The sequence below is a fragment of the Pseudoalteromonas sp. B160 genome, assembly GCF_037162485.1.
In the GTDB taxonomy this organism is placed as follows: Bacteria; Pseudomonadota; Gammaproteobacteria; order Enterobacterales; family Alteromonadaceae; genus Pseudoalteromonas; species Pseudoalteromonas rhizosphaerae.
The window spans coordinates 922,677-937,330 of sequence record NZ_JARLUX010000001.1 but is presented as its reverse complement, the minus strand read 5'-3'; the positions used below and the strand labels follow the sequence as shown (position 1 = coordinate 937,330).

14 protein-coding genes are annotated in these 14,654 nt (G+C 38.8%); 11 read left to right on the top strand and 3 right to left on the bottom strand.

The features are described from left to right. The first annotated feature begins 199 nt into the window (after window positions 1-199). The 4 genes from yaaA to P4S61_RS04350 all read left to right on the top strand — a co-directional run bounded on the left by yaaA (window position 200) and on the right by P4S61_RS04350 (window position 4,774). Complete coding sequence (yaaA, locus tag P4S61_RS04365; RefSeq protein WP_337117845.1) at window positions 200-979, top strand: peroxide stress protein YaaA; 780 nt, start codon at window positions 200-202, stop codon at window positions 977-979. A gap of 100 nt (window positions 980-1,079) precedes the next feature. Beyond that, window positions 1,080-1,994, top strand: coding sequence for a mechanosensitive ion channel family protein (locus tag P4S61_RS04360; protein WP_145242916.1), 915 nt, complete (start codon window positions 1,080-1,082; stop codon window positions 1,992-1,994). Window positions 1,995-2,254: 260 nt separating this feature from the next. Next, window positions 2,255-2,449, top strand: a complete 195-nt coding sequence (locus tag P4S61_RS04355) for a DUF1289 domain-containing protein (RefSeq protein ID WP_145242920.1) — start codon at window positions 2,255-2,257, stop codon at window positions 2,447-2,449. A gap of 312 nt (window positions 2,450-2,761) precedes the next feature. Next, a complete protein-coding gene (locus P4S61_RS04350; protein ID WP_337117844.1) occupies window positions 2,762-4,774 on the top strand; it encodes an alpha-amylase in 2,013 nt (670 codons plus the stop codon). A 229-nt stretch (window positions 4,775-5,003) separates the two neighbouring features. Here P4S61_RS04350 and P4S61_RS04345 read toward each other — a convergent pair whose 3' ends face one another. Next, window positions 5,004-5,327, bottom strand: a complete 324-nt coding sequence (locus P4S61_RS04345) for a BON domain-containing protein (protein WP_149983403.1) — start codon at window positions 5,325-5,327, stop codon at window positions 5,004-5,006. A gap of 404 nt (window positions 5,328-5,731) precedes the next feature. Then, entirely contained in the window at window positions 5,732-6,964 is a 1,233-nt protein-coding gene (srmB, locus tag P4S61_RS04340; RefSeq protein ID WP_145237725.1) for an ATP-dependent RNA helicase SrmB, read from the bottom strand. 76 nt (window positions 6,965-7,040) lie between these two features. Here srmB and P4S61_RS04335 point away from each other — a divergent pair, with 76 nt between their 5' ends. Both P4S61_RS04335 and P4S61_RS04330 read left to right on the top strand, forming a co-directional pair. Next, on the top strand, window positions 7,041-7,739 hold the full coding sequence (locus tag P4S61_RS04335) for a tRNA1(Val) (adenine(37)-N6)-methyltransferase (protein ID WP_145237721.1): 699 nt from the start codon (window positions 7,041-7,043) through the stop codon (window positions 7,737-7,739). Between the two features lie 58 nt (window positions 7,740-7,797). After that, window positions 7,798-9,534, top strand: coding sequence for a DUF4153 domain-containing protein (locus P4S61_RS04330; RefSeq protein ID WP_337117842.1), 1,737 nt, complete (start codon window positions 7,798-7,800; stop codon window positions 9,532-9,534). Window positions 9,535-9,726: 192 nt separating this feature from the next. Here P4S61_RS04330 and P4S61_RS04325 read toward each other — a convergent pair whose 3' ends face one another. Then, on the bottom strand, window positions 9,727-10,338 hold the full coding sequence (locus tag P4S61_RS04325; protein WP_337118881.1) for an SDR family oxidoreductase: 612 nt from the start codon (window positions 10,336-10,338) through the stop codon (window positions 9,727-9,729). Window positions 10,339-10,528: 190 nt separating this feature from the next. On the opposite strand from P4S61_RS04325, the gene P4S61_RS04320 reads away from it, so the two are divergent. The 5 genes from P4S61_RS04320 (at window position 10,529) to P4S61_RS04300 (ending at window position 14,588) form a co-directional block, all read left to right on the top strand. Then, complete coding sequence (locus tag P4S61_RS04320) at window positions 10,529-11,002, top strand: VOC family protein (protein WP_145237712.1); 474 nt, start codon at window positions 10,529-10,531, stop codon at window positions 11,000-11,002. A gap of 339 nt (window positions 11,003-11,341) precedes the next feature. Next, complete coding sequence (locus P4S61_RS04315) at window positions 11,342-11,716, top strand: hypothetical protein (RefSeq protein WP_337117841.1); 375 nt, start codon at window positions 11,342-11,344, stop codon at window positions 11,714-11,716. Window positions 11,717-12,201: 485 nt separating this feature from the next. Next, a complete protein-coding gene (locus P4S61_RS04310; protein WP_337117840.1) occupies window positions 12,202-12,645 on the top strand; it encodes a hypothetical protein in 444 nt (147 codons plus the stop codon). Between the two features lie 295 nt (window positions 12,646-12,940). Beyond that, window positions 12,941-13,588, top strand: a complete 648-nt coding sequence (locus tag P4S61_RS04305; protein ID WP_337117839.1) for a transposase — start codon at window positions 12,941-12,943, stop codon at window positions 13,586-13,588. Window positions 13,589-13,613: 25 nt separating this feature from the next. Beyond that, the gene (locus P4S61_RS04300; protein WP_337117838.1) at window positions 13,614-14,588 is read left to right on the top strand and encodes a transposase; all 975 of its coding nucleotides are present in this window, start codon (window positions 13,614-13,616) and stop codon (window positions 14,586-14,588) included. Window positions 14,589-14,654 lie beyond the last annotated feature (66 nt).

Genomic DNA, 14,654 nt, shown 5'->3' with positions numbered 1-14,654 from the left:
ATACTGCAGCACTGTGACAGCGCTTAATAGGTCTTATGTCCGTATCAGTGAAGAACGAAGGTGCATAGCATAATTTGCTGTGCTAATAAGGTAGGTATCATACCAATCAATTCTAACTAATTGATATAAACAAAACGTGCTTTTCGTTTCATTTAATGTTGAAATTGACATTAAATAATTTCCAAGTCAATAGCTAACTATGATCACTGTTATTTCACCTGCAAAAAATTTAGATTTCGAGAGCCAAGCAAGCACTGATAAATTCACGCAACCTGAGTTACTTGAGCACAGCGAAGAGTTGATGACGGTGTGCCGCGAATTAACGCCGGCACAAATTGGCAGTTTAATGAAAATTAGCGATAAGCTTGCAGGCCTTAATGCTGCGCGCTTTAGTGAATGGTCGCAACCGTTTACTACCGACAACGCTAAACAAGCCGTGATGGCTTTTAATGGCGATGTATATGGTGGTTTAGATGCAAACAGCTTAACTGCCGGGCAACTTGATTACGCGCAAAGTCACCTACGTATTTTGTCAGGCCTTTACGGATTATTAAAACCACTTGATTTAATGCAAGCGTATCGCTTAGAAATGGGCACTAAGCTTGATAACAGCCGTGGTAAAAACCTCTATGAATTTTGGGGCAATATTATTGCTGATAAACTAAATAGCGTACTCGCTGAGCAAGATAGCCAATATCTAGTAAATTTAGCATCAAACGAGTATTTTAAAGCGGTTGATAAAAAAGCCTTAAACGCGCAAATCATTACTCCACACTTTAAAGACTGTAAAAACGGCCAATATAAAATTATCAGCTTTTATGCTAAAAAAGCTCGCGGCTTGATGGCTCGCTACATTATTGAGAATAAAGTTACCCAGTTAAGCGATTTAAAAAAGTTTACTGTTGATGGTTACTACTACAGTAGCGAAGCGACCCAAAAAGAGCTGGAGCCAGTATTTCTAAGAGATGAACAAAACTAGTTATTAATCTGTTTAAAAGCCATGCAATGCATGGCTTTTTAGTTTTGGCGCTTATTTTGCAATAACCTGACACTATTTATAAAATAATCAAGGTTAAGCAATGCTAAAAATACCTTCTATCAGCGATGCCGAAAAACTTATTGAAGAAAAACTCGGTGGCTGGTTTGATGTCGTAATAAGCCATATACCTAATTTTATAGTGGCGGTGATCATCGCCATTGTTTTCTCAATTCTCGCGCGTTTTTTAGGTTCGATGATGCGCAATGTTTTACGCCGCTCGTTAGACTCCCAACAAATTGCAGACTTAATGGCATCGATATTCAAGATGATAGTACTGTGTGTTGGGTTATTTGTTGCCCTCGATTTTATAGGGCTAAAAGGCACTGTAACGTCATTACTGGCTGGTGCTGGGATTGTTGGTTTAGCAATTGGTTTTGCCTTTCAAGATATGACCGAGAACCTAATCGCTGGTATTGCTATGGGTATTCGCAAACCCTTTAAAACAGGCGATGTTATAAAAACCGATGATGTGTTTGGCAATGTGCGCTCAATAAATTTGCGCAACACGCTTATCGAAAACTTTTATGGGCAATTGATTTTAGTGCCTAACAAAATACTTTTTCGTAATGTATTACGTAATTACAGTACCTTAGGTGTACGCCGCATTGAAGTGCCGGTGGGCATTTCATATGGTGATGACCCCGAGCTGGCAGCTGAGGTGATAGTTAAAAAAATCAATGAATTTGATTTTGTAATTAAACAAGACGAAACCGCTGTTTATGCTGAAGGGTTTGGCGACAGTAGTGTCAACTTACTGGTGTGGTTTTGGATAAAATACCCTGGCGAGGCAGACTTTATGACCGTACGCCATAAAGCAATTGTGGCAGTCAAACAAGCGCTAAGTGACGCTGATATTAGTATTCCATTCCCAATTCGCACCCTTGATTTTGGTATTAAAGGCGGTGAAAAACTCGATGCGATGATCACTGAAAAGCGCCAGCACTCAGAACAATAAATGGCACTATCATCAGGTAATATTTACCTGTTGATAGTGCTAATTTACACAAATTTACAGCTGGTAATACAGTTGTTGATTTGCGCATATTTACCAGTATTAAGTTTTCTACTGATAGACCGCATTTATGGCGAAGTATCAAAACAAGTAAAAGGCAGTGGTCATAGTTTAGTTATCGCTAGCCGATTATCTACTTTACTTATTAGACACGAGCTAAAACTAAGGCTAGTGTCTAATAAGTAAAGTCGAAGGTAAAATTAATGAATAACATTAAAGTGAGCAATGAAGAACCAAGTAGCCCATGTATTCGGCATTGTTGTTTAGATAAAAACGATACCTGTATCGGTTGCTTTAGAACCCTTGATGAAATTCTCGCGTGGCACAGTGCAAGCCCTGCACAAAAGCTGCAAGTTCTTAATGAATGCCAAAATCGCAAAAACGCGCAACATAAATAATCACTTTGTAGAGCAAACTGCAAAAGCTAACCACAAACTTCAAGATTAGTACCATTTAATTCGTAATAAAGATAAAAACCGTATACTAGTTTTTACCGCTCTGTACTGCCCGTTAATAAATACTCCAACACACACAAAGAATAAGTTAGCGATACACTCGTGCCACTGCATTTGTGCTAAGCATCCATAATCGGTGGTGTTTTTGAATTTTTGATTGCATACGTATTCAATTTTCATTTTGTGAGAATCTCTCTATTGTTAATTCTTTGTAAATGAAAATACCTATTACTTGACAACACAACGGAACACACAATGAAAATTAAAAAAATAGTAACCACTATTGGGCTAAGCATTGCCCTAAGTGGTGCTACGTCGATTGCAAATGCAACACCAACAACATTCGTCCATCTATTTGAATGGAACTGGCAAGATGTAGCCCTCGAATGTGAACAATACCTAGGACCTAAAGGCTATGCTGCGGTACAGGTATCGCCGCCTAATGAACATATACAAGGCAGCCAATGGTGGACGCGTTATCAACCTGTCAGTTACCTATTGCAAAGCCGAGGCGGTAACCGCGAGCAGTTTATTGATATGGTTAATCGCTGTAATGCCGCTGGCGTTGATATTTATGTAGATACTTTAATCAATCATATGGCTGCAGGCAGTGGTACAGGCACCGCTGGTAATACCTATGGTAATAAACAATACCCAATTTATAGCCCACAAGACTTTCACACCAGTTGCACCATTAATGGCTCTGACTACGGCAACGATCGTTACCGAGTACAAAACTGTGAGTTAGTTGGACTAGCAGATTTAGATACCGCTGCAACGTATGTCCAAAACACATTAGCGGCTTACATTAATGAATTACAAGCCATTGGTGTTAAGGGGTTTCGGTTTGATGCCTCTAAACATGTTGCAGCCAGTGATATTCAAAGTTTAATGGCGAAAGTGAATGGCTCGCCAGTGGTCTTTCAAGAAGTAATTGATCAAGGTGGCGAGGCTGTTGCTGCCTCTGAGTATTTAGCGTCAGGTTTAGTTACGGAGTTTAAATACAGCACTGAACTTGGCAATACCTTTAGAAATGGCTCGCTTGCATGGTTAAGTAATTTTGGTGAAGGGTGGGGGTTTATGCCAAGTGCATCGGCAGTGGTATTTGTAGATAACCACGATAACCAACGTGGTCATGGCGGAGCGGGTAATGTAATTACCTTTGCAGATGGCCGTTTGTACGACTTAGCAAACGTATTTATGTTGGCTTACCCATATGGTTATCCAAAAGTAATGTCGAGCTATGACTTTCATGGTAATACTGATGCCGGCGGTCCTAATGTGCCAGTGCATAACAACGGTAATTTAGAATGCTTTGCCAGTAATTGGCAATGCGAACATCGTTGGTCTTATATCGCTGGTGGGGTGGATTTTAGAAACAATACGGCAGATAACTGGGCCACAACAAATTGGTGGGATAATACAAATAATCAAATAGCGTTTGGTCGAGGAAGCTCTGGCCATGTCGCAATTAATAAAGAAGATTCAACACTCAATGCCACTGTACAAACGGATATGCAGCCAGGGCAATACTGCAATGTGCTAAAAGGGGCGTTGACTAATGATGCATCAGGTTGCACTGGTGAAGTTATTACTGTTAACGCAAATGGCACTATAAACTTAAATATAGCTGCGTGGGATGCAATGGCTATTCATAAAAATGCCAAGTTAACCACAAGCACAACCCCAGAACCTACTAGTGATTGGCAGCGCACAGTGATATTTATTAAAGCGCAAACACAAAGTGGCCAAGATATGTTTATTCGCGGCGGGGTTGACCATGTTTATGCAAACACAAACCTTGGGCGTAATTGCCAAACGAGTAACTTTGAATGTGCGATGCCAATTCGCCACAATAATTTAAACAATGTCACTACCGCTCCTTGGAAAGCAAACGATAACTACCTAGATTGGTATGGTATTGAAACTGGCCAAAGTATTGAAGCACAAGGCACTGCAACTGATTGGACTACAAATATTTGGCCTGCTGCTTGGGGAGCTGAAAAAACAGTGGCTAATGATGGTTTTGGTGTAACACCGCTGAACATTTGGGGCGAACATTATTGGCTACTCGATGTCGATATGGATTGCAGCAAAGCGGTTAATGGATGGTTCGAGGTAAAAGCCTTTATTAAAAATGGCCAAGGCTGGGAAGATGATATAACTCAAGCGAGGGCTCCTTATGCCAGTACTAATCACCTTGCGCAATGCGGTAAAATTAATGTGTTCGAGTTTAATAATGCAGCGGTAGAAATACGCAATTTCTAATTTTATTACAGATAAACCTCAGCTAAACCATAATTATGCGTTTAGCTGGGGTTTTACTTTGTAAGTCATGTTCTGGATATTTGCGTTTTCTGTGTTTTAAGTACACCTAAGTTGAAACATCATAAAATCAGTTGCTTTAATCTTTAACCTTTAACCTTTAACCTTTAACCTTTAGCCTTTAACCTTTAGCCTTTAATCTTTAACCTTTAATCTAGCACCTTTAAACTCTTCAATCTCTCACCTGCATTTTATTTTCAATAATTGCCACACCTTGGGTGTTTTCTAAAAACTTTTGTGCCAGTGCGCGTTCAAAGCCGGTTTCGGTTAGACCATAAATGGCTACTTTGTTGCCATCAACGTGTACTCGCAGTTGCGAGAGGTTTAGGTTTGGATTGCTACGCAGTTTATGAATTATAGTCTGCTGTAGTGTTGGTTGAGGAGAAACGCTGCTGATCATAATTGTACTAGTGGCTGCACTGACTTGCGTTGCGCAGGCGAGTAAAAATACACAGCAAAGTGATACCAATGATACAGTTAATTTGAAGCGGTCCATGATTTCCCTCATAACATCTATTGTATGTGTTTAGTGAATAGTAAGCTTACTGTTACAATATTTATTCCAACTTTAACGTATTGAAATTTAAGGGATGTTTTAAGTTTGGGTAATGTTTTTGGAATTTTTTACATTCAACTGAGTAAAAAGTACGGCGATTAGCTAACTAATTTAGATTTGTAGTTGCTGTTTAGTGCAGCTATAGCGATGCAATATATTTTTTGTTAAGTGATGGTCGTAGCTGCAAGCTTGTAATGAGCAAGCTAAATGGGGAGCACAAGATAATTAATTTGCATGACTGCTATGAGAGGGTTTAATAACTTACTGCGAGTAGGTAAAACTGAATGTAAAAAGCCGAGACTATGATAAGTCTCGGCTTTTTATGTGGCGTTAAAGCAGATGAATTATTTCTTTTTCTTGGCTTTTGCTTTGGCCTTTTTACGGGCTTTGATTTTTACCGGATCTTTATGTTTTTTGATTGGCGCTTTAGCCTCTTTATGACGCGGCTCAAATCCTTTAACAACACGGCGTTTAAGGCGCAGCTCAATGTAGCGTTCAATTTTGGCTAATACTGCAATGTCATGGGCTTCTACTAACGAAATTGCAATGCCTTTCTTACCTGCGCGAGCAGTGCGGCCAATACGGTGAACATACACGTCTGCTGTGCGTGGCATATCAAAGTTGATCACATGACTAATATCAGCCACATCAATACCGCGGGCGGCAACATCAGTCGCAACTAATATTCTTGTACGGCCACTGTGGAAATTTTCCATTGCCTTCATGCGTTTGTCTTGTGGCATCTCGCCACGTAACCAGGCTGCGCGAACCCCAGCATTGGTCAGCTCGCCGACTAATGTTTCTAGGCGATCACGGGTTTTAACAAACACAATAGCTTTGCTTAAGTCTTCACTGTTTAGTATTTCAACCAACATTGCTAATTTATGGTTGTAATCATCAGCAATGTGTACCCATTGGTGGATTTTAGCTTTTTCTTTACGTGAAGATTCAGCTTCTAATAGGGCTGGATCTTTTAAAATTTGCTCTGCAAATCGTTCAACGCTATCGCCTTCAAGAGTGGCTGAGAATAAAAAGCACTGACGACGATTTTTTGCTTCTTCACAAATACGCATCATTTCTTTACGAAAGCCCATGTCTAACATGCGGTCTGCTTCGTCTAAAATAAGCATCTCGACGTTTTCGGCATGAAAGTTTTCGGTTTCTAAATATTCCATTAATCGCCCTGGTGTGGCGATTAATATATCGTTATTTTTTTCAAAAATTTCTTTATGCGTACCGTAGTTAATACCGCCAGTAACAACACCAATTTTAAGGTTAGTGCCTTTAGCAAGTAGTTCACACTGTTCATGAATTTGATAAGCTAACTCGCGCGTTGGAGTCATGATCAAAACACGGGCAAAACCAGGCTCGCGACGCGGGAAATCAAGTAAGTATTGAATCGCCGGGATCAAAAATGCCGCTGTTTTACCAGTACCGGTTGGTGCGGAGGCTAAAATATCACGGCCTTGCAGCGCTTCAGGGATCGCTTGTTGTTGAATGCTAGTTGGGGTTTCGTAACCCATTTTAGCAACGGCTTGTAGTATCTTGTTATCAATATCAAAATCAGAAAATTGCATAGAGTGTCAAAAATAGAGGACAATTGCTGGTAATTATACGCGCTATCCGCCAGTTGGTGAATGAAAAGGTGAAAAAATGTCAGGCTTTGTGTTTAAACAATTTAAAGTAGCGCAAACGCGCAGTGCGATGAAGGTCTCGACGGATGGAATTTTACTCGGTGCATGGGCTGACTTAACTACTTCACAGCGGTTACTTGATATTGGCACAGGTACTGGGTTGTTGGCATTAATGTGCAAGCAACGCAAACCAACTATGCAGGTTAATGCTGTTGAAATTGATGCCAATGCATGTGCTGATGCGCAGCAAAATTTTACAAATAGCCCATGGCCAGATATTACACTGATGCAAAAAGCTATTCAGCAAGTAACCACCACAACTGAGTTTGATGTTGTGATCAGTAACCCTCCGTATTTTAATGCCAGTTTAAAAGGGCAGGACTTAGCCCGTAATACCGCACGTCATACAGATAGCTTAAGTTTTAGTGAGTTAATCACTGCATTCAAACACCTTAGTCACCAAAATGCTTTTTTAAATGTGATCCTACCTTGCCCTGAGGCGCAGTTGTTTATTGCACAAGCGCAATTACAAGGTTTGTATTTAGTGCGCCATTGTTTAGTACAAACTACTGCCACTAAAGCGCCGAGCAGGAGTTTAATGTGCTTTGCTTATCAGATGCAAGAATGCGAGCTGACCAGCTTAACGATTCATGGCCAAGGGGCTCAATATAGCGATGAGTATATAGCTTTATGTAAAGACTTTTACTTGAAAATGTAATCATCATTGAATAAAAGGTACATTTATCGCACACTGATGAAAAACCTGAGTGATAGATATGGATAATCAACTACCTAAACCTTTTATTTTTGTACTTTCCTTAGTGCAAGGCATTGTTCTTACTTTGTTATATCGTAGTGTTGAAAATCAGCTATGGCCTGCGACAGAGCCAGTTTGGTTGTTTTCTTTAGTTACTTTTACCATTAGTTTTGTGCTACTGACTTTACTTGCTGTAGAGCAAGCTAATATTAAAAAACTGCTTAGTTACTTGTTACCATTTAGTCTGTTGTTATCACTCCTTGGTGCTTATATTGGTGCTCAGCAATACCCTATTGCGCTGGTTAATAACGATGCTTTAACGGCCATTTTTATATTCACAGCCTTAATTGCCAGCTTTAAAGCACTTATGTATATCCAACAACTGATTGGTAATGAAGCAATTAGTTATAGCCAATTAGTCAAGCTCTCATGGCGTAACTTTATTTTGTTTGCAGAGTGTTGGTTATTCGTTTTAATTTTCTGGGGAATTTTGCAGTTAGGAGCGGCGCTATTTAATGCGTTAGAGATTACATTTTTCTCTGAGCTACTCAAAAAAGACTGGTTTTGGATCCCAACTTTAACCTTAGCGTTCGGTTTTGCCACGGTGATCTTTAGAGGGGTTATGCATATAGAAGATAACATCTCATTTTTATTGCAAACCTTGATTAAGTTTTTACTGCCAGTACTTACGGTTATTTCTTTAGGCTTTTTAGCGACGCTACCGTTTACGGGGCTAGATAAATTATGGCAAACAGGCAGTGGTAGCTCGTTAGTTTTATGGTTACAGGTACTCACTTTATTTTTTGTGAATACGGTTTATCAATACGCTGCTGATCAGCGACCTTATAAAATTGTAATACACAGGTTAGTATTTTTTGGTATTGCTTTATTACCAATTTACAGTGTGATTGCCGCTTATGGCATTTGGCTTAGAGTTGAACAATACGGGATCACGGTGGGTCGCTGCTGGGCTATTTTAGTGTGTCTTTTACTTGCGTGTTTTTCATTCGGGTATTTAGTCGGGATCGTTAAAAAGCGCGATGCATGGCAACAAGTGCAAAGCAAAGTTAATATTGTGATGGGGGTAGTGATTTTAATATTCATGCTACTAGTGAACTCGCCAATTTTGAATTTTCAGCGTTTATCTACCGAGAGTCAAATCGCGCGCTTAAATGAAGGTGACGTGAGTATTGAAGAATTTGATTATTATTACTTCTCAAGTAATTTAGGACGCCAAGGCTATCTTGCAATGCAAAAGTTACAAGCGCAAATTCAGAGTACTCATCCAGAGCAAGCAATGATCATTGAGCGAATGTATGTCAACCCAGATAATCCAGAGTTTGAGGCTTTAGCCGAGCAAACATCAATAACAGAGTTTGTTACGCACTCGACGTTTTGGCCTAGGCAGCAGGTGTTTTCGGATGAGTTAATTCAGGCTGTATTCGAGAGCTTACATTTCAACCGCTGGACACCGCTTAAAAGTCATTCATTTTATTTTATCGCCATAGATTTAAACCAAGATGAACAACTCGATTATGTATTTATAGATGAATCGAATCACTCTACTGAAGCTAATCTGTGGTTGCATGATGGCACTCAATGGCAATCAAAATACATGACTATCGATAATCCCGAGCAAATTAAATTACTAAAAACACTGATTGATGCAGATAACATTGAGGTTGCACAACCCAAATATAATGATTTGAAAATTGGCGATGTGCTGTTTAAAGTCAGGAGTAATATTGATTACTAAACAGGGTTTAAGGTCAGAGTGTTCAAAATATTAGTTGGTAATTCAATATAAAGTTCAACGCTATAACGTTTAGCGTAATACATTGAATCACCAAACTAATAAATATTGTTAGGCTAAGTAACAGCAGGAGCATACAGAAAATTATTCTGCTATAGCTCCTGGTATTTCTGTAATTACAGCCAGATATAGGCTTTAATTGGCATCAAATAACTCAAATATTCGGTTGTCACCAGGAGCCGTTTTTACCACTTGCAACAAGGCATTTGCCACGTTTTCACGGCTGACTTTTGCATCTTTACGTTCACTTGGCCGTTGTGTGGTGATTTGCAATGAAGCACTGTCGTTGGTAAGTGAACCTGGGCGTACAATAGTATAATTTAGGCCGCTATTGATTAGATGTTCGTCAGCCATATGTTTAGCAACTAAGTAAGGTTTTAAATCGCTTTCTGTTGCATCAGGATCATCTGCGCCAATTGAACTGACCATAATAAAGTTTTTTATATCATATTGCTTTGCATAATTTACGGCTTTAACCGCAGCCCATAAATCAATTAATAATGTTTTATCATCGCCGGTATTTCCGCCAGAACCGGCAACAAAAATTACCTGTTCGCAGCCTGTAAATGCTTGGCTAAAGTCACCCTCGAGATCTTGCTCGGTCACGCTGAGGTAGGGACTGCTTAAATCGCTTAACTTATTTTTATCACGTACGAGAGCGACAACCTGATGCTGATCATTAAGTAGTAACTGTGTCGTTATTTTACCAATCTGGCCACTTGCGCCTATGATTAATGTTTTGCTCATCATTAACTCCTTCAAAAAATAGCTAAATTGCTCACTGTGTTTATAGACCTTGGGGGAGATATTTATTTTTAAAGGGCTAGAACCACTTTATTACTTAAACCAGAGTATTTAGTTTTCATTTTTGTAAAGCTGACTTTCAGCTGATATCGACTAACCTTTATTTAATAAGGTCACATATTTGGAGCGTAAAATGACGGTTTCAGCAATACCAAAGGGGTATCATGCAATTACTCCTTACTTGATAATTAACGGCGCAGCAAAAGCAATAGAGTATTATGAGAAGGTATTTAATGCCCAGCTCATTATGCAAATGCCGCTGCCAGATGGCGGGATTGCTCACGCAGAAATTAAAATTGGTGATTCGCATATTATGCTTTCAGATATGTGCCCTGAAGCGCATTTTAAAAGCCCTGATGAGCTTGGCGGCACGCCTGTGAGCTTAATGCTTTACGTTGCAGATGTAGATGCCGTATTTGCTAATGCGGTTGCCTTAGGTGGTAAAGAAATACGCCCAGTACATGACCAATTTTACGGTGATAGGGCCGGTACATTACAAGACCCATTTGGCCATGTATGGACAATAGGCACTCATAAAGAAGACCTCAGCGATGACGAGATTAGTCAACGCATGGTTGATCTGATCAGTAAAGAAGAAGACGCATAAATTACAGTGGCTGATATCTGATCTCATAGTTTTGAAAAATAGGTTTATATTTCATCTGAAAGACAGCTATGAGTAGTTTTTAATGTGAGTGTCACTTTTATTTTATGTGCTTTATTTTCTTGCATTTATAAGTCGTGTTTGTTTTTTCAACAACTCGCGGGGTTATTTCTTGTATTTTACAACAACAAAAAAACAACAAATATAAATCTCTTGATTTACATTTAGATACAGAGTTAGACTAAAAGTATTAAAAAACTCAAAGGGTTTACTGTCTGCAACTCGCGGGTTTAGATCCTTTGAATAAGCTGTTAGCTTTATTTGTAACAGTAAGGAAAAATCTTGGATTGGTTAACTTTTATAAGTGGTTTAGTTTCTGCATTAGCTTGGCCCCTTACAGTAGTAGTTATCGTTTTAACGTTGAAGTCTAGCATTAAAAAAATGATACCAAATGTCAAAAAGTTCAAGGCAGGCCCTGTCGAAGCTGAGTTTGAGAAAGCTGAGTTCACTCGAGAGGTAAAGGCTCTACGAGGAAATGCTGACGATTTCCTTGATGATAAACCACTTAATAAGCATGAAGAGAAATTGTATCAATTGAGTGAGATAAACCCAAGATCGGCAATTCTAGAAGCATGGCAAGGGATAGAGTTGTCAGCGAGGAAAGTCGTAGTTGAAAAGGGACTCTATGAACCGGGCCAGAATCTAGGCCGCTCCTAGATGTTTATCGTTCTTTAGCTAAGTATGATCTTATCTCAGCAACTGAACTGGATCTATTTCATGAGCTAAGGAGCCTTCGTAATAAAGCTGCTCATGAAGAGAGCTTTATGCCAACTAAGGAGTCAGCGATTAATTACATAGAATTGTCGAGAAAATTAAGTAATAGCATAGATAAAGCTAACAAGTTGCTTAAGAGTGATTCGTAACGCGTGGCATTTTTACTTTACGGTGGCTTATGTGATTAAGGCGCTGTGCTGTAGCTTTTGCATTGCGTTACTCACACCTTAGCAAGGCGTTGAGGCTGTAGAATTACTCTTTTTTAAGAAAAACAGTCTGTTTTATGGGTTCCAAATGCATTGCCTAGTGTTTTAAAAACGCTTAGAGTTAATTACAGGAGCTCGTTTTTTAATTGAATTTGGCTGTTAGAGTTATTCTACAGCCTCGTTATAGGGCAGTTCATCCATCACTTTAATAAGGGTAATTAATTGGCAACTGAAGAAGATGACTATAAAAGACCGTTAAAGGATATCTATGACGGATTCCCTGAATCTTTGCGCATGTCAGTTAATAAGGATGCAGGCAAAATATGGAAATATTTCGCCTTATGGTGCTTCTTTGTAATTCTATCTACGATGTGTGTTGTTGGTTGGATTAGTTGTGATTTAATTGATGAGAGTGTCGGAAAAAGAATTCAACGAGCGGGGGCTATTATTCCGTTATTTGCTGTATTTGGCGAAGCAGTATTTTTAATAAAATTAAATAATTTGGCCAGTGTTATTCACCCTGCAGAATTACTATGTGAAATTTATAAAGAGCGGCGCTTTAAACTTCTTAAAAACACATCGCTATATATAACTGCTTTTTTCATTTTTTTAGGTGGTATATTATCTGGTTATGGTGATTTGTTGTATAAGCAAATAGCCCTATAATCGGGTAGCCGGAGTTCGCCTCCAGCCCCACACCACCCATCATGCATTTTTATTAACAAGAAAAGCAATGGGCGGTTTATCTCCCGTAATGAATATCGATCTAAATATCTCTCAATGACACAAAATAAAAGGGGTCAAATCTTGACTTCAGACATCAAAGGTCTAGATTTATAGTTTACTATTCATTGAGTGAATTACTATGTCTAGGCCGCTGCGAAAAATAAAAGGGGTCAAATCTTGACTTCAGACATCAAAGGTCTAGATTTATAGTTTACTATTCATTGAGTGAATTACTATGTCTAGGCCGCTGCGAATAGAGTATGAAAATGCGTTTTATCATGTAATGAATCGAGGGAGAGGGCGCGAAAATATCTTTTTAAGTGATAACGACTTTAAGTATTTTTTACATTGCATTGAGCAAGCAAGTATTCGCTTTAATATTGAAGTGCATTCATATTGTTTAATGACCAATCATTACCACCTGCTAATCAAAACCCCTGATGCAAATTTAGGCCGAGCCATGAAGCATATTAATGGCCTTTACACCCAATACTTTAATAGAGTACATAACACCGATGGTGCGCTGTTTAGAGGGCGCTACAAAGCGGTGCTGGTGGATGCTGATAACTATTTATTGCATGTTAGTCGGTATATTCATCGTAACCCAATTGAAACGAACATACCGTTGGTAGAAGAGCTTGCTAAGTATAAATTGTCTAGTTATCCAGCTTTCATTAGAAGGGGATCGACGCCTAAATGGCTCGTTCGAGACTTTATATTTTCGCTGCAAGGCAAAAAGCGTAAATATGCTGCTTATAAGCAATTTGTTGAATATGAAAACAATAAAGAAATAAGCGCTTTTTATAGTGCTAAAAAGTTATTGTCGGTTTTGAATAAAAGGGGTCAAATCTTGACTTCAGACATCAAGGGTCTAGATTTATAGTTTACTACTCATTGAGTGAATTACTATGTCTAGGCCGCTGCGAATAGAGTATGAAAATGCGTTTTATCATGTAATGAATCGAGGGAGAGGGCGCGAAAATATCTTTTTAAGTGATAACGACTTTAAGTATTTTTTACATTGTATTGAGCAAGCAAATTTTCGCTTTAATATTGAAGTGCATTCATATTGTTTAATGACCAATCATTACCACCTGCTAATCAAAACCCCTGATGCAAATTTAGGCCGAGCCATGAAGCATATTAATGGCCTTTACACCCAATACTTTAATAGAGTACATAACACCGATGGTGCGCTGTTTAGAGGGCGCTACAAAGCGGTGCTGGTGGATGCTGATAACTATTTATTGCATGTTAGTCGGTATATTCATCGTAACCCAATTGAAACGAACATACCGTTGGTAGAAGAGCTTGCTAAGTATAAATGGTCTAGTTATCCAGTTTTCATTAGAAGGGGATCGACGCCTAAATGGCTCGTTCGAGACTTTATATTTTCGCTGCAAGGCAAAAAGCGTAAATATGCTGCTTATAAGCAATTTGTTGAATATGAAAACAATAAAGAAATAAGCGCTTTTTATAGTGCTAAAAAGTTATTGTCGGTTTTGGGTTGTGAGGACTTTATTGAAAACATAAAAGACTATATTGCTAAATCAGATAGCGAAAGAAAGCTTGTTAGTAAAAAACGCTCAGCAGATGATGTTATAGCTTACTTAGCTAAACACTTTAATGTTGAAGTTGATGAGATTATAACGGTTAAAAAGGGGCGAAAAGAGAAAAATTTACCACGCTGGTTTGCTATAAAATTATGCCAAGATTTAACGGGATTAAATTTGCAGGCATTAGCAGATGTTTTTAATGTTAAACACTATTCGGCGATATCAAAAACTGTCGGTAGATTAAATGCCTTAATGATTGAAGATAAGAAGGTTGAATTACAATTAGAAAAACTTCGGGATTGTTTGATGTCTGAAGTCAAGATTTGACCCCTTTTGGTTTGACCCCTTTTGGTTTTTTGGCATCTTTTAGATAAGGTCGAATGTCTGTAAATT